The sequence below is a fragment of the Thermogemmatispora argillosa genome (assembly GCF_059696725.1).
In genome coordinates, this window is sequence record NZ_AP019377.1 from 3,026,789 (window position 1) to 3,043,842 (window position 17,054).

Sequence of the window (17,054 nt, forward strand, 5' to 3'; positions counted from 1 at the left end):
GCCTGCCTGTCTCCCTCAATTATAGCAGGAATCCAGGCCGCTGCGCAGAAAATTTTCTCTCAGCCTCCGTGCCCGGAGACTCCCGCTGCGTGCGGTGGGAGCTTGTTTATCGGCTGCCGCGCTGTTCCTGCCTCTCGCCGCCGCCATGACCGCCGCACGCTATCTCTATTCTAGTAGATTTGGCCATTGCTGGCGAGCATGGTATAATGCTTGAGAAGCTGTGGCTTTCCCCTTGTGCTTTCTTCCGGCAGCCGGTCGACTCGGGGTCCTGCTCGCCAGGGCCGCCAGCAGACGGACGAGCAGAGGAGGCACAGGGTAGGAAACAAGTTGCGGGGAAAGAGGCGCCATCTATGGAGCAAGAGACCCGCGCGCTGGCTACGCTGGCTGCTCTCTATGTGCGCCAGCGCTATCACCTCTACAGGCCATCGTGGGAGGCCGAGGCTGTTCCGCTGGATGAGCTGATCGCCTGGCTAGAGCTGGAGATCGCTACCTTTCACCCTGCTGATCAGCCCCCAGGAACCTATGGCTATCTGGAGCCAGGCGATAATCTGATCTGGATCTGCCGCAATCTGTCGGAGCCGCAGCGGCGCTTTACGCTCGCCCATGAACTCGGTCATGTGATTCTCCATCGCCCTCTAACCGAGACTATGCGCCTCTTGCTGCCAGAGCTGGAGGAGATGCTGAAACCCCTCAAGCGCGGTTCGGCGACGCTCACCCGCGAAGAGTCGGACCAGGCGGGCCTGTGCAGCGAGGCTGATATCCGCGAAGATGTGGCGGCTTTCTCTGACGACGGGAGCCTCGAAGAGCTATTGGGGCCTGGCCAGTCCTATAGCCCCCGCAGTCAACGCGAGCGAGCGGCTAACCTGTTTGCCGCTGAGCTGCTCATGCCCCGCCACGAGGTACGCACCCTTTATGTGGAGCAGCGGCAGCCGCCACTTTCGCTAGCAAAGCGTTTCGGGGTCTCGCTGGCTGCCATGCTTAACCGCCTGGCTGGCCTGCTCAAAGAATATCCTCCTGTCATGGAGCTACAAGAACAGCCAGAGCCAGCGGCAGCACCCTCCTCGCAGCCTGCCGATTCCAGGCTGGCGCAAGCGCCAACGCGCGCGGGTCGGCATTACGATGAATTTCAGCAGGCTGCCATTGCGGCAGCCACGCCGGCCCTGGTGATTGCTGGTCCTGGCAGCGGCAAGACCAGCACGCTCATCGGGCGCGCTGAGTATCTGATCCATTCCTGTGGCGTTGCGCCCCGTTCGATCCTGGCGCTAACCTTTTCGCGCAAGGCCGCCGAAGAAATGCATGAGCGCCTGGCGCATCTTCTGAGTGCTGGCGCCGGGCAGGGGGCCGATAGCAGGGAGCTGCCGACAGTAAGCACCTTCCATGCTTTCTGTGCCGAGTTGCTGCGTCAGTATAGCGAGCTGGCGGGCCTCCGCCCCGACTTTGCCTTAATTGATGACGTCGAAGGCTACTTCTTGCTACGCAATCTGGCGCCTCGCCTGCCTCTCCATTATTATCATCATCTGACGCAGCCCACGCTCTATTTCCCTGACATTCTAAGAGCGATCTCGCGCGCCAAGGATGAGCTGGTGACCCCTGAGCGTTATCGCCAATTAGCAGAACAGATGCTAGAGCGGGCGCAGACCGTGGAGGAGCGTGAGCGCGCGGAGCGTGCCCTTGAAGTGGCGGCGGTCTATAGGCTCTATCAGGAAGAGCTGGAGCGGCGTGGCGACATCGACTTCGGTGGCCTGATTATGCTGACAGTGCAGCTCCTCACAAGTCACAGCGATATTCTGTTGCTGCTCCAGCAGCGCTACCAGCATATCCTTGTTGATGAATTCCAGGATATCAATCGGGCCAGCGGCGTTCTGTTGCGTCTCTTAGCAGGAGAAGCACGTCGTGTCTGGGTCGTGGGCGATGCGAACCAGGCGATTTACGGCTTCCGCGGCGCCTCGCCTGCCAATATCGCACGCTTCCAGGAGGACTATCCCGGGGCCGTGATTCTCTCGCTGAGCCGTAATTACCGCTCGCGTCCCGACATTGTTGTGCTGGCTGAAGCCTTTCGTCTGCAGTCTCTGGAAGCCGGACAAACTGGCGGAGAAGCTGCCCTGCGGCGCAACGAGGCTGCGCGCTCCTCGCCGCCCGAGCCGTGCGTGACGCTGGCGGTGGCCGAGAATGAGGCTGCCGAACTCGCCGGCCTGACGGCTGATCTCCAGGCGCGCGCTCGTCAGGGGTATCGCTACCGTGATCTCGTCGTGCTCTGTCGCACCCGGGCCCAGGCCCGGCGCATCTCGCAGGCTCTGGCAACGGCTGGCTTGCCGGTCATCGAGAGCGGTGGCGCCCTGGAACAGGACCATATCAAGGATGCTCTGGCGCCGCTGCTGCTGCTGGCAGGACCGGATGGCATGGGGTTGCTGCGCGCGGCTCGTTGGCCAGAGCATCCTCTCAGTCAGACTGATATCGAGGCTCTGCTGTTGGCAGCGCGCGAACAACAGCTTGCCCCGGGCCTGCTCCTCCTGCGTGGTGAAATCCCCGAGACCGTCAGCCCTCCCGGGCGGCGCTCGCTACAGCTCCTCGGTGAGTTGCTCCAACGCTTGGCCACCGCCCCTGATATCTGGTCACTGCTCGCTCAATATCTGCTGGCCGAGACCGATCAGGTGCGTCGCCTGCTCGCGCGTAACGATGCCCAGGCGCGCGCTATGCTGGCCGACTATGCGCTCTTGCTCCAGCTAGCACGACGCTACGACTTGCAGCAACAGCGCCAGCAGCCCGAGGAGCTTCCAGCGGGCGCTAGCCAGCCGGATGCGCCCCAGCCCGGCCTGATCGCTGAGCGCGTGCGCGGTTTCCTGGAATATGTGCGTGTGCTATTAATGCTGCGCCAGGATAGCAGCGCGCGCCAGCACTCTCTTGATGCGGACCAGGGAGAAGAGGCGGACGTCGTGCGAGTCATGACGGTGCATGCCAGCAAGGGCCTGGAGTTTCCCGTCGTCTATTTGCCCGGCCTCAGTCAGGGGCGCTTTCCTACCACACGCCGCTATAACCCGGTGCCGCCTCCTGACGGCATGCTTTCGCTGGAGGGCGATGAGGCGAGCCTGCATGAGGTGGGCGAAGCCTGCCTCTTCTATGTCGGCATTACGCGCGCCCGCGATCACCTCGTGCTGAGCTATAGCCGCCGTCCTGGCAAGCGCACAGCCAGGCCATCAGCCTTTTTAGAGCCATTGCTGACCAGCCTGCCACCCGAGCGCCTGGTGAGAACGGAATGGCACCAGCCAAGCGAGCGAATCCCCAGTGATCAGGAAGAGCCAGAGCCTGCAACTGCGGCCCTGCCCCATGAGGAATTTATTCGGGCCATGCAGCCAGAGATTCTCAGTGCCTCCGCCCTTGAATGCTACCAGCAATGCCCCCGCAAGTATCTATATAGCTATATCTACCGCTTTCAACCTCTGCAAGAGGGGTACACTCTCTTTGTGCAGGCCATCCGTAAAACGCTAGAGACCCTCTACGACAGGATCAGGCAGGCGCGTCAGACTGCTTCAGAAGAGCATGAGGTCGCCAAGGAGTGGCCGACGCACGAAGAGGTGAGCGAGCTCTATAGCCGGCACTGGCGCGACCTTGGTGGCCCCGAGTCGCCCTTTGCCTCGCTCTACGAACGGCACGGACGCGAAGTAGTAGAGCAGCTTCATCACAAGCTGCGCGCCAGCGCTGAGACCCAGCATTGGCAGCTTGGGCGCAGCTTCACGATAGAGATCGCTGGGCAAGCCATCCGGGTCGACGTCGATCGGGTCGAGGTGCCACGACAGCCAAACCAGCCGGTGCGCTTTGTCCGCACACGCTTTGGCCGACGCAAACAGGAGCCGGAACCTGATACGCGGGAACTGCTCTATGTGCGTGCCTACCGCGAGCATTATCCCGGGCAGGAGGCCGAACTCCAGAGCGATAACTTGACTACAGGCGAAGTAAGTCCTGTGAAGCTCGGGCCGCGGCGTGAGCAGAATCTCTACGCCAAAGTGGTCGCAAGCCTTGAACGCCTCAAAGAGCATGATTATGCCGCAGCGCCCGCTGACCCGGGCCGCTGTCCGGCCTGCCCCTTCTTTCTTATCTGCCCCGCCTGAAATCTTCGCATAGGCCTTCCCTCCCCGGTCGCACTCTGACCCCTGCGGGAGGCCTGCTATCCTGACGTGACCAGCCTGCCAAGAGGAGCAACCTGCCTCCTCGCGCAACGCCCAGTATGGTATAATGGCCGCCAGTGAGATGGGCTGTAGGTGTCCACCGTTCCCGTGACAACGGCCCTCACAGGTGTAAAAACAGCTTTTTGAGACAAGGAACACTCTGCAAGAAAGGGCAACTTGAGCCTTTTCTCAAGAGAGAGCAGTGACAGGTACAATAGATACAGGGCGTGCTACTTCATGCCCGCACACGAGGCATCGGCATGTTCATCGGAAAGATCGTCAAATCCGACTCGCATATCAACTACGTCTGTCAGATCTATGGACCGCGCGAGGTCGAGGTTGAGCCGGCGCCTGAAGACTACGCCTTCGGACGCTTCGTGCGCATTGCTGTGCGTGCACGCCAGGGCGATGATCCAGAGGCGGAGCTGCATCGCGTGCTGGGTATGAGTACGGAACCGCGAACCTACGCCGTTGGTGTGATCTACGACACCATCTTGCTCAATCCGACCTTCGGCTCGCTGGGCCCACGCCTTTCCAATGAAACGCAGGTTGAGCTGTTCTCGCCCGACTATATCGCCGAGCGCGCCGTGTTGATCTATGTTATGGTGCTCGGCATGATGCAAGAGAGAACGACACCCGAGGGGCGAACAGAGGTGCTCTCTATTATGCACGGCGTCCCCCTGCTCTCGCTGGAGCTGGGCAGCGAGATCGAGACAATGGACGATGAGCAGGTGCGGGCTTTCCACTTCTTCAGTGATCCTGACAGGCCGGATGAGCCGCCCTATCTCCATATGGGCTATCTGCCCCACATCATCGCCCAGCGCAATAGCTTGCTGCCAATGGTCACGCTCTGCATCATAGATCAATTAGAACGTCTATTTCCTCAAAATCTCTCTCTACTGTCGATTGTCAAGCGCAACTTTGCCTGGCGTCTCAAGGTTGAAACCACTGGCTAGACCGGAGTGAGCGCGTATAGCGAGGGGGTGCGCAGAGCAGAGAGCAGCGGGCCGGGCCAGGGGTGTCAGATCGGCCAGCCTGGCTCTCCCCCTCGGCTCTGGCCGTCTGGCTCGTTGCAGAGCCAGGCTAAGACAAAACGGACGCAGCGGGCCAGAAGAGAGGCGCATCTGCCAGGCGGCGCGGTTCAGATCGGACAAGCAGTTCTCTCACGTGAGATGGAGTAAAGCGGCTATGGTAAGCGATTCTGCTAATGTGCCTCCTGTGTCGCGAGGGCGCACGGGTCGCAAGCCTGTGGGCATTACCAAGGGGCCGGGCGAGTCAGCCCACGAGTATACCTTTGTCTCGCGCGATGACGAGCAAGTGCTGAAAAATGGAGAATATGTCTATTACGAGCTAGATGAGCCTGGTGAGTGGGGCCAAAACGGCGCCCAGCCGCTAACGCGGCGTGTGCTGGGTCGCATTATCAAGCGTGTGCCTCTGCAGCTCTATCCTGATACCTTTCTGGCGGAGCCGGAGGTCTCGCCGGCTCAGGTCGCGGCGATGGTAGGCTATGATGCGCGAGCCAACGAACTATTCGAACTGCATGTCGCCATCATGGGCTACTACGACCCCGAAAGCGGCTCCTTTATTAATCCCTGGATACCGCCCCAGTCGGGCAAACAGATTTTCTTGGCCGACGATGAGATGCTTGCGCAGATCCTCTGCCGCAAGCGAGTCGGTCAGCCAGGCTCGGCCACTATCGGCTCGCTGCTGACGCGGGCCCCGGGGGCAGTGCCCATTGTGCTTTCGGTAAAGGATTTTGTCAGCACACACCTGGCCATCATCGCCAGCACCGGCGCCGGCAAGAGCTACCTGGCCAGTGTCATTATAGAGGAGCTGATGCGGCCCTATAATAAGGCTTGCGTGCTTATCGTCGACCCACACGGCGAGTATGGCACGCTTGACCAGTTGCCTAATCTTCCCGAGTTCTCTGAGGAGGGCGGCGAAGATGGCAGCGGGGGCTACCGCGCCCAGGTGCGGGTCTACCGGCCCGAGCAGGTCAAGGTACGCCTCTCAACGCTCAATATGGGCGACATGCGGCATCTCCTGCCAGAGATGACTGAGAAGCAGCAGCATCTACTCAGTCGCGCTCTGCGTAAAGTAAATGAAATGAAACGTGGGACGCCCTGGGGAGCGCAGGACCTGATGGAGGCGATTCGCAAGGTAGCGCGCAGCAAGAACGATGAAGATGGTGAGGGGGCCGACGACTCCAGTACGGTGCACGCCCTGATGTGGCGTATCGAGCAGCGCTTTGTCGATAGCTTCACCTTCGATGATGTCCAGCATCTGGATCTGCGCGAGATTTTCAAGCCCGGCCAATGTACTGTTTTGCAGTTGAATGAAGTTGATGAGCGCGATCAGCAAGTAATCGTCGCCACTCTTCTGCGCCGCCTCTATCAGGCGCGCATGAACACTGAGCGCGGAAAAGTGCACTCTGGCGAATCCTATCTACCCTATCCAGTCTTCGTGCTTCTTGAAGAGGGCCATCACTTTGCTCCGAGCGGCACCGAAGTGGTCTCAACGCAGATCCTCAAGCAGGTGCTGGCCGAGGGACGCAAGTTTGGCATCGGCGTGGGCATCATCAGTCAGCGCCCGGGCAAGCTGGACGCCGACGTCTTGAGCCAATGCCAGACGCAGTGCATCATGCGCATTGTTAACGAGATTGATCAGAAGAGTGTTGCTGCTGCCATTGAGGGAGTGGGGCGGGATCTCTTGGATAATCTGCCGGCGCTCTCAAAGGGGCAGGTAATTGTGGCGGGGGCTGCCGTCAACACGCCGGTGATCTGTCGAGTCCGCCAGCGTCTGACCCGTCACGGAGGTGAAAGCAAGGATGCCCCGGATATCTGGCAAAAGTACTTTAGCTCTGAGGCTCGCGAGAGCCGCCGCCTTCAGGAGGCCCCGCTGGGGAACAACCAGGGGTTCAGCCTGTTGAAATAAGCTATGGCTAAGCGACACCTACGCTTTCGCATCTCCAATCGCGCGGCGCTCTTTCTCCTGGGCGGGCTTGCTCTGCCGGTCTGGTTGGCTTTTCTCCTTTTTACCTACTTTGTGCCACCACGAGGGCTGCTGGCCTTCGTGGCTTTTTTTGTGCTCCTTTTGGGGGCCCTCATTTGCACGCTGGCCCCGCTCGCCTATCTCTTCGGCTTGCTCTTCATTTCTTCCCGTCTCTATCGCGCGACCATCCGCCATGCGTTACGGCAGGGCAGCCTGATGTCGCTCTGTATTGTTCTCAATTTGATCCTGCGCGCCCTGCATAGCTGGAGTGTTCTGGCGGCGCTTGTTATTGGCGCTGCAGCGGTGCTTGTTGAGGTGCTCTCGTTGGCCAAGAAGTGGTAAGTAATCCATGAGTCTCAGCAACGCAGAGGGAGAGAGCAAAGAGATACTGGTCATCCGTCCTGGGGCCATTGGCGATACGCTGTTGGCCTTCCCTGTCTTGTCGGCCTTGCGAGCGGCCTCGCCGCCGGCCCGGCTGACTCTCGTGGGAAATGCGCAGGTCCTGCCACTGGCGCGCTGGCTAGGGGTAGCCGATAGCGTTGAAGACTATGCTGATCTACGCTGGAGCGCCCTGTTTGCTGAGAATGGGATTGCCAGCGCTGAACTGCAAACGCGCCTCCGCCAGGCAGAGCGGGTGATATGCTGGCTGGCTGACCCTGAAGGCTGTGTCCGGCGCAATTTGGCCGAGGCTGAAGTGCATATGGCCACGGTGGCGCCGGGCCGTCCTCCGGCGGGCGAGCGTAAGCATGTGACGGCCTACCTGGCGCGGACGCTGGGATTGGCTGCTGAGCTGGTCGCTGCTGAAGCTTGTTGCTATCGACTGCCGCCGGCTGTGCTTGAGCAGGAGCCGCCGCTCTTCTGCACGGCTCCGCTGGTGGTGCACCCAGGGAGCGGCTCGCCGGCCAAGTGTTGGCCCGCTGCTCGCTTTGCCGCTGTTATTGAGTGGGCCTGGGAACATGGCTGGCCGGTACTCTTGTTAGCCGGCCCGGCTGATCATGAGCAGCTTGCGGCGGTGGTGCGTGCTCTGCCGCCGCCGCAGTCGCATAGGATAAAAGTACTGTTTAATCTGCCGCTGCTGCGGGTGGCGGCCCAGATCCAACGTGCACGTTGCTATGTGGGCAATGATAGCGGACTCAGCCATCTGGCTGGCCTGCTCGGGGTGCCAACTGTTGTCCTCTTCGGGCCAACGGACCCCGCGATCTGGCGCCCTCTGGGGCCGGCCGTGGTTCCTCTGCGCGCACAGCCGCTGGATCAACTAGCGGTTGAAGTGGTTGTACGGCATATTGAGCAACTGGCAAGCGCTCACTAGAAGGTGTACTACCTGTGGGTACCTGCTCCTTAGCAATAAAGGCTCATTGTTGTATACTGAGAAACAGTGAAGCGTATAGTATAGAAGGATGGGCTGGCCAGAGGCAGAGGCTGGGCCGCCTGGTACCGAAGGGGGGCCATCTCTAGCGCACGCTCAATCGCAGATGTGGCTGGCTTGCGCGCCGTGCTGAGATAGGCAAGCAGAGAGACGAGGACGGGCTGAGCGTGAGATGAGTGTGAGGGTGAGAGGGAGGAGGCCCTACCTGATGAAGGTCGGTCTGATCGCTTGGTCCTCTGTGCGCCCTGCGCTCCGAGGATGAGGGTAGCTGTTCCGTTCCGTAGGGGCGAGGTTCGTTGTGGAGGACAGCGGTGGCATGAGAGGGAATAAGAGCACATCTGTCCCGCTCCGCTGTCTGCGGAGGGGGCTGGCTGACGGCTGAGTACTCATTGAGAGCGAGTTGAGATTGAGGGTAACGCCAGATGCTAGGTCAAGAGCAACAAGATGAGCAGGGAGTGAGAAACCAACCGCTCTCCGGTAAGCTGGTCCTTCCGGCGGCGCCTGGGACGGTGCCGGGGGAATGGTCTGCTGATCCGCTGCAGCGGACAACCTACATCGCTCCGGAAATGCTGATCCGGCGTCCGCGGCAGAGCGCACCACCGACGCTGCTGGGAAAGATTAGCTACTTTTGGAAGAAGGACCCTGCGTACAAGGTCCTGATGGTCGCCAGTGTGCTGGTATTGATCGCGGGGGTCATCTTCTCGGTGATCGTGGGTAGTACTCTGATGCAGGAAAACGCTGGCATGGAAGCACGTGTACCATTGACCCCGCCGCCGGGGGTCGCGCCGACGGGTACGGTGGATCTACGCCCGACCTTCCCGACGCCGGGTGGTCAGGGGAGCAATGAGAGTAGTCAGCCTCCAGTGCAGAGTACGCCCGCTCTGCGCCCGACTCGCACTACGAATGATAATGGCAACGGGGGTAATAACGGAGCGGTGCAGATCAGCGGCCTCCCCAGCACCGTGGAGAATAATAGCGATGTCACGGTGACCGTTATCACGAATCAGCCAAACAGCTTTGTTCAGCTGCAAGTGACATATAATGTGGCGCCCTTCGTCACCGTGGTCAATGGCACTACCGATGCTTCGGGCATGGCTACCTTAACGTGGCATGTGCAGGTCTTTTCGACGAGCCGACGCGCACAGGCGCGCGTCCATGCCACGGTCTTTGGTCCTAATGGCGCGGCCAGCTCGAATACGGTGACTGTGCGCATTACAACCGGTGGTTTTGCCCCTGCCGATTAGCGCAAGCGGTTCTGTGCTGTGGCGCTTGCCGACTTCTGCTCCGTTGCCTTAACTGATTGTACTGCCGCTCCTCCTCTGATACTGCTGCCGTAGGAAAGCAGGAAAGCATCACTGCAGCTGAGGGCGCGCATAGGGAGGGATGATCAGGCTAACTTCGTCGGCCGTCGACAGAGGGTGAGCGGCGAGAGAAGACCGCAAGGCCAGTGTGCTGGCCCTCCGCTCCACTGGCGTCAGGTTGGGCTGCCCCTGGTATGGCATTGGCCAGCCATACGCCCGGCGCCTGGTAGGTAGTAGAAGAGGCAAGCCCGCAGGATATGGAACCTGGTAAGCATTCAGGCGCCCGCTGGAGAAGCAGGCCTCTTTTTCCACTCTTTCTGTATTTTTTCAGAAAGTTCTCCTTTAGAGATGGATTCCCCCGGCTATTTTTTCCCTGCCTTACAGGCTCCTTGCTCTCGGAAACCGCGAAAAAGAGGAAGGGAGGCTGTCCGTCTCCTATGGCGGTGAAGAGAAGAGGCAAGCCGCAAGATGTAAACTGATGAGCTGTTCTGGCACTGGCTCTTTGGACTCCGCTGGCCTCTTGATCAGGCTGGTACGACTCTCGCTGATCGAAGACTCAAGATGGCCCTCCTGCTTCACGGTTACTGCAGAATATGGTATCTTATAGAAGCAAACTTATAACCGCTCTTCTCTTGCCCTAGTGGAATGAGCAGAACAGCTTTCTTCGCGATGATTGCCAGAGATTCTGCTAGCAGGCGGGCTGCTGTTGCTCCGACCTGACAAGGAGGCAGAAGCAGAGTGAAGAACTCAGGTGACTATCTTGGACACTATCGTCTGTTGACCTGCTTGCGGCAAACCTCTCAATGCCTGTTTTATCTTGCTGAAGATATTAATGATCCAGGTGCTCTCTACACCCTGCAGCTCTGGCCTGCTATCGCTCTTCAATCGCGGGATAGCTATATAGAATTTTTAGAGTGGGTGAAAGCCCTGGTCAATTTGCGCGATCCGGCGCTGGTGCCCGTTATCGACGGTGACGTAGTGGAGGGTCACCCTTATCTGGTGCAAGGGAGCGAGCTGGTCACCAGGAGTGAGACCTTAACGCTGCGTCTGGCGCGCAGTAGCAGGGAGCCGCTCTTGATCGCTGAGGCGCGCCAGATAGTAGAGCAGGTAGGTCGCGGGCTAGTGGCGGCGCACAGACTGGACATGCTACATGGTCAGCTAGCGCCGCAGTGGGTCTTGCTGACCGCTGATGGGCGCACGCTCCTGAGCGGTCTCAAGCCGCCTTTTGCTCTGCCTGATCAGGACCATCCTCGCTACTGTCCCCCTGAAGGCCGCATTAGCAAGCGGGGCGATCAATACGCTCTGGCCATGCTGGTGCGCGACGTGCTGGCCTCCACATCCCACGAGGAAAGGTCTGGCTTCAACCTGGCGGCGCTAGAGCCTGCCACTGACCCTGATCCTCAGCGGCGCTTCGCCTCCATCCGCGCTTTTCTGCGCGCGCTTGGTTATGAGCTACCCTTCCCAGAGAGTCCGCTGGAGCGTTGGGAGCGGCCGGCTGGGCCGGCCATGCAGGGGGGGATCGATCGACATAAGGTCATGGCTAGCGCTCAGGGATCTCAGCACGGTCAGGATCAGGGCCAGGACCAGCCAGCAATCTCAGAGGATGTCCCTCTAGCGACGATCATGGCACCTCCTCCCCCGCCGTCGCCGGCTGTCAGCGGCAGCTCTGGGCCAGTCACGCCGATCACTCCTGCGCTCCCATTAACTCCCGTGACCCCGCCACCGCTGTCCCCAGCGGAGACATTTCCTGTTGGAGCGGCCGGCCTGCAGAGCGGGGGCGGCCATAGACAAAACCTGGCTTTCACTGGTAGCGTGACGACTCCTGCTGCGATTGCGTCGCGCGTTGCCCGCCAACTGCGCACAGTGCGCTTACCGGCTCTCATGGCCAGGAGGCGCCGAATAGCTCTGAGCACAGCTCTAGCCATTATACTTGTATTGCTGCTTATATTGGGAGGTATCTGGCTCTATGGTTTACTACCTGCAACTGCGGCCAGTGTGACGATTGTACCGGTGCGTCAGCAGATAGTGCAATCCTATACGTTTGCCCGTGCCCAGAGCGATGACTTTGCCAATCACCAGGTGGCGACACGAGTGCTCAGCTATACCACCCCCAAGCGCTCTAAGACGCTTCCCAGCAGTATTGCCCATGCCAATATTCCGGCCACCCATGCCCGAGGAAAGCTTGTCTTCTCGTCTGTCAGCCGCGACATCCAACCAGATGAGTCCCTGGTAATCCAGGCCAGCAACGGCTTAGACATCGCGATCATCGACCACGGCCTGATTCGCTCCCAAGGATCGACGACTGTCGATGCTATCGTCGAGCAAGCTGGCAGTCAGGGTAACATTCCCGCCCATTTCCTGGACGGCTTTTATGCCTACAGCGGAAGCGCAGCGCATCCCAGCTTTACTGCCTACATCTCCAATCCGGCCCCTTTCACTGGAGGGGCTGACGCTTACGATGGGCCGGAGGTGACCCAGAAGGATATCAATGACGCGCAGAGAGATCTGACGGAGCAGCTTCAGCAAGAGGTCAAACAGCACCTCCAGACCCAGCTCCATGCGGGGGAAGATTTTCTGAACCTTGGCAGTGACGTGCTCGATTGCTCAGTGCAGATGCAAGCCGATCACGTTGCTGGCGACCACAGCAGCCGGGTTACCGTCACCGGGCAATTGAGCTGCAAGGCCGTGGCCTACGATGCCCAGGCCCTGATTGGCTGGGTAGAGCAGGATCTCCAGCAACGGGTAGAGCATAGCCTTGGGGCGCACTTTGGGCGGGTAGGTGAACTGCAAACCTCAGCCTTGCTCGGCATCGTCCAGGCACCACAGTTTCTCTTCATCGCTAGTGGTCAGTGGGTCTTGCAGCTTGATGCCGCCGGGCGGCAGGCTGTAGCGCAGAGCATCGCTGGCCTGTCGCAGGATGAAGCGCGGGCGCTACTTCTCAAGCGCTTCCATGCTAAGACCAGGAGCATGCAACTTGCACCTCTATGGGGCAAACATTTGCCGGCCAGCGCCAATGCCATCACGATCATCGGCCTATCCTCGCTACCTCCTGGCTCTTAGCGGGCAGGCGCTGATCGGCCTGGCGGCAGCCAGCGGCCTGCTGAGGGCAGGAGAGGCACAGGGAGAGCGCTAAAGCTGTCCTCTCTCTTCGGCTTCCTCTCCTGTCTACTCAGGCTCGCCCGGCGCCACCAGGTCTGGTTTGTGATAGCCCACGCGAATCGGGCGTATCTCCAAAGAGAAAGGCTCACGTGACCAACGTGGCAGACTCTGTAGAGAGAGGACAGAGGGAGCCAGTAAGCTAAGGCCGGCGCTCCTCGCCGCGCTTGCAGGCTGGCAGAGGAGCCTCCCTTGCGTTCTGACCGATCGTGCCCTGGCGAGCCTCGCCTGTGCAAACCTGATCTAATAGTGGAGATTCTGTCTGGCTGACCAGAGGACGAATAGCATGATTCACTCGGAAGAGCTTGCTCAAGTCAGCGTAGTGGCCAGGGCGCTGCGCGAGAACATTGGGCAGGTGATTGTCGGCAAAGAAGAGATCATCGATCTCTTGTTAGTGGCGCTTCTGTGCGAAGGGCACGTCCTTTTTGAGGACGTCCCAGGCACCGGAAAAACTACCTTAGCCAGGTCGCTTGCTCGCTCGCTCACTTGTTCTTTCCAACGCATCCAGTTCACGCCCGATCTGCTGCCTTCCGACATCACAGGGATCACCTTTTTCAACCAGAAGCAAGGCACCTTTGAATTTCGTCCCGGCCCGCTGCTGGCTCAGATTGTCCTGGCCGATGAGATCAACCGTGCGACGCCGCGCACCCAGTCCGCCTTATTGGAGGCGATGGAGGAGCGTCAGATCAGCGTTGAGCGCGAGACGATTGCTCTGCCTCGACCCTTTATGGTGATTGCCACGCAAAACCCTATTGAGCTGGAAGGCACCTTTCCGCTGCCGGAGGCCCAGCTTGATCGCTTCTTTATGCGTCTGCGCCTGGGCTACCCCAACGCTGCGGAGGAGCGCCAGATTCTGCGCCGCTTTCGCCAGAGGCAACCGCTGGCCGAGCTGCAGCCTGTACTTAGCCCTGAGCAACTCGCTCACTTGCAGCAGGTTGTCCGCACAGTAGATATGGAGGAGAGCGTCGAAGGCTACCTGATTGAGCTGGTGCGGGCGACCAGGCAGCATGAGGCCCTTGAACTGGGGGTCAGCCCGCGCGGTACCCTGGCCCTCTATCGCGCCGCCCAGGCTCTGGCAGCCATTGAAGGGCGCAGCTACGTGCTGCCCGATGATATCAAGCGTCTGGCGATTCCTGTCCTGGCTCATCGTCTGATTCCTACTGGGCAAACGAGCCTGCGTGGCCAGTCCCTGGAGAAGATCATGACCACCATCGTCGCAAGCGTGCCCGTGCCTGTTGAGCCATGAAACGTAGCTGGTACTTTTTGGCGCTTGTCCTCCTGGGAATGAGTGTTATTTTCCATCAGCTACTGTTGCTGGTCGGTGGGCTGCTGTTTCTCTTGGTCCTCTTATTGGTTGATATCTGGGCTACCTTCTGCCTGACGAATCTGCGATACAGGCGCACTTTTAGCCACCAGCGAGCCGGCTTTGGAGAAGAGATCGTTCTGACCCAGGTAGTAGAGAATGCCAAGCTCCTGCCGTTGCCGTGGGTCGAAGTAAGTGATCGAGTACCGTTGGCGCTCGTCTTTCGGGGGCTAAGCCCCCATCTCGTTCCTGACGGCAGGCGGGCCATTATCGAGAGCCTCTTTAGCCCGCGCTGGTATGAGCGCATCACGCGCAGCTATCGCATGCGCTGTTTAGCGCGCGGCGTGCATACCTTTGGCCCCACCGTCCTGCGCAGCGGAGACCTCTTCGGCTTCACCAGCCAGCGTCAGGAGCTCGACAACCGTGAGCAGATTCTTGTCTACCCGCCGGTGCTTCCCCTGAGCTGGTTCGGCCTGCCGGCACGCCATCCCTTCGGCGAGCGGCGTGCTCCACAGCGTCTGCTAGAAGACCCCGCGCGCGTTAGCGGCATCCGCGCTTATCGCCAGGGCGACGAGCTAAGGCGCGTCCATTGGAAAGCCACCGCGCGTGTCATGAGCCTGCAGAGTAAAATCTACGAGACAAGCACTACCTACACGCTGGTGCTATTCTTGAATATGCCCTTGCGCCTCTCGCTGCTCGATCGGGCAATAAACGAGGAGCTAAAAGAGCTGGCCATCTGCGTGGCAGCCTCTGTAGCCGACTGGGGACTGCAAGAGGGGTACGCTGTCGGTCTTTACTGTAACGGCATGCTAGCGGGGCTGGAACATGGCAAGGCAGCGACAGAGTCGGTCGCTGGCGAGCAGCAGCAAGACTCAGAAGCGCTATCAAGTGTGATTCGTCTGCCGCCGGCGAGTGGTCCCAGGCAGCGTCAGCGCATGCTGGAGGTGCTTGCGCGCGTTGAGCCATATTATGGCGATCCTATCGAAGTCGTCATCAATGCCGAGCGCACGCACCTGCCCTTTGGGGCGACCGTGATCCTGGTGACCAGTACCATCAATGAGGCCCTGCTGACAGTTCTGGAGCGCCTCCAGCGCAGTGGTCATTCTGTCTGCCTGCTTCCTATCGGCCAGGTACCTGTGACAAAGGTGCCGGGCATACTGGTCCAGCACGTCGGAGGTGAAGAAACCTGGCGCGCTATTCTCGCCCTCTATGAGCGCGGGCCTGATCAGCTTAGGGCATCCTAGCCAGCCGGGCCCTGTCGGGCGCGCGTCGCTAGCTAGCGGGAGGGGCCTCACCCAGCCGGCTCGCTCTCTACCGCGAGTAGGGCTGTCCCCTGGGGAGAAGCGCAGAAGACAGCCCCTACTGAGGTAGCCATGGCCACCAGTCCCAGCCGGGTAGATGGCTCAAGCGAGCCGCCAGGGCCTGTTCCGTAGCGTTGGCCACGGGCCAGTAAGGTTGCAGGCGTTGGGCCACGGGATTGAGTGCCAGCAGGAGGCCGCAGCGCTCCAGGAAAGCCGCCGTCTCTCCTTTCACCTTGAACGTCATTAAGCACCCCTCAGCGGGGTTGGCGGACGAAAAGAAATGGACCTGCTGAACGCTCCCTACAAGGGTTTGGTCGAAGGAGGGAAAGCTATGCTGGGCATCGACACAGGCCGGGTCAAGCGTGACCTGCTGACCATCAAGGAAGAGCGTCGAACTGAGAGCCGGGCCAGTTAACAGCTGAGCCTGCCAGTGGGAACCAGTCCAAATGACATTGAAGGCCAACGGGATGGTCTCGGGAGCGAAGCTATAGAGGCCAAGTGGCTGACGCAAAGCGATCGGCTGGCCGTCCTGGCGGATAATATCCCAGGCAAACGTTGCCAGAGCCACTACGTGCCAGCCATTCAAGGGCGCGAGGGCGCCGGCGGAAGAGGGCTGCCATTGCCAGGCTGGAAGCGTACAGAGCTGTAAGCAGTTCTCCTCACGGATCGGGCAGTCACCGGTCTCCCCATCCGGGGTACCGCTCTGGCAGGCCAAATAGCTGGTATGCCGTCCGCTCAGGTCCAGCATCAGCTCTAGCCGCAGTGTAGCTCGCAACGGCTGCCCGGGCCGAACGACCCCGACATAGCCGAGCTGGTTCAGGTCGATATAGCGCTCGCCCGGCTCAAGCGTTGTGCTCCAGGCAGCAGGCTGCCAGGCGGCGCGCAAGGTTGCCAACAAAGCCTGTTGTGCCGAGGGGGGGAGATCGCTCAGGCGATCGCGCAGCCAGAGAACTTGAATCGACTGTCGACCGTGTAGCAGGGCGGTCGAAGTCAGACAGGTGTCTTGCAGCGAAGGAGGCACGGAGATCGTGCATGACTGTTCCCGAAAAGGTGGGGCTTGCCAGCTAATCAGGTGGGAGCCACGGAGCAACTGAAGAGGGGCGGTAAAAGCCAGCACGGACCTCTGACTCAGAGGCTGCCCATCGACGGCAACACGCGTCCAGGGCAGATCGACGCTGAGATAATAAGCGGCGCTATTGGCGCCTGTGCTCTGCTCCGCAGTGGAGAGCTTCAGAAGCTGCTGAGCGACCTCTCCCACGGGAAAAAGTTGCCAGAGCAGCAGCGCGGTCAAGAGCCCTCCGAACCAGACCGCTGCTCTCAGCAAACGGCGCCCGCCAGGCAAAGTCACATAGTGCGAGCGCTCCTCATGAGGAGCCGCGAGCGACTCAAAGGAGATCTCTTCTGTGTCAGTGAACTCTACAGGCTCGACAGACGGTTGCTCGCTCTGTTGGGATGGCTCGTTCATGGACAGAC

At 60.2% G+C, this 17,054-nt stretch carries 10 protein-coding genes; 9 read left to right on the forward strand and 1 reads right to left on the reverse strand.

Translation table 11 applies throughout. The features are described from left to right. The first annotated feature begins 350 nt into the window (after positions 1 to 350). The 9 genes from AC6H1L_RS11805 to AC6H1L_RS11845 all read left to right on the forward strand — a co-directional run bounded on the left by AC6H1L_RS11805 (position 351) and on the right by AC6H1L_RS11845 (position 15,524). Entirely contained in the window at positions 351 to 4,106 is a 3,756-nt protein-coding gene (locus AC6H1L_RS11805; protein ID WP_497597701.1) for a UvrD-helicase domain-containing protein, read from the forward strand. Positions 4,107 to 4,390: 284 nt separating this feature from the next. Next, positions 4,391 to 5,119, forward strand: a complete 729-nt coding sequence (locus AC6H1L_RS11810) for a DUF8166 family protein (protein WP_497597702.1) — start codon at positions 4,391 to 4,393, stop codon at positions 5,117 to 5,119. A gap of 232 nt (positions 5,120 to 5,351) precedes the next feature. Beyond that, a complete protein-coding gene (locus AC6H1L_RS11815) occupies positions 5,352 to 7,097 on the forward strand; it encodes an ATP-binding protein (protein WP_497597703.1) in 1,746 nt (581 codons plus the stop codon). Between the two features lie 3 nt (positions 7,098 to 7,100). Then, a complete protein-coding gene (locus tag AC6H1L_RS11820; protein WP_497597704.1) occupies positions 7,101 to 7,496 on the forward strand; it encodes a hypothetical protein in 396 nt (131 codons plus the stop codon). A 7-nt stretch (positions 7,497 to 7,503) separates the two neighbouring features. Continuing rightward, on the forward strand, positions 7,504 to 8,463 hold the full coding sequence (locus tag AC6H1L_RS11825; RefSeq protein WP_497597705.1) for a glycosyltransferase family 9 protein: 960 nt from the start codon (positions 7,504 to 7,506) through the stop codon (positions 8,461 to 8,463). 512 nt (positions 8,464 to 8,975) lie between these two features. Then, entirely contained in the window at positions 8,976 to 9,764 is a 789-nt protein-coding gene (locus AC6H1L_RS11830; protein WP_497597706.1) for a hypothetical protein, read from the forward strand. Between the two features lie 795 nt (positions 9,765 to 10,559). Then, positions 10,560 to 12,881: a hypothetical protein gene (locus AC6H1L_RS11835; protein WP_497597707.1), complete on the forward strand. Its 2,322-nt coding sequence runs from the start codon at positions 10,560 to 10,562 to the stop codon at positions 12,879 to 12,881. A gap of 382 nt (positions 12,882 to 13,263) precedes the next feature. Next, positions 13,264 to 14,223, forward strand: a complete 960-nt coding sequence (locus AC6H1L_RS11840; RefSeq protein ID WP_497597708.1) for an AAA family ATPase — start codon at positions 13,264 to 13,266, stop codon at positions 14,221 to 14,223. Further along, positions 14,220 to 15,524 (forward strand): DUF58 domain-containing protein, encoded by a 1,305-nt coding sequence (locus tag AC6H1L_RS11845; protein ID WP_497597709.1) that lies wholly within the window; start codon positions 14,220 to 14,222, stop codon positions 15,522 to 15,524. The genes AC6H1L_RS11840 and AC6H1L_RS11845 overlap by 4 nt, the downstream gene beginning before the upstream one ends. Before the next feature lie 115 nt (positions 15,525 to 15,639). Here the strand turns inward: AC6H1L_RS11845 and AC6H1L_RS11850 are convergent, their stop codons facing one another. Beyond that, complete coding sequence (locus tag AC6H1L_RS11850) at positions 15,640 to 17,046, reverse strand: hypothetical protein (protein ID WP_497597710.1); 1,407 nt, start codon at positions 17,044 to 17,046, stop codon at positions 15,640 to 15,642. Positions 17,047 to 17,054 lie beyond the last annotated feature (8 nt).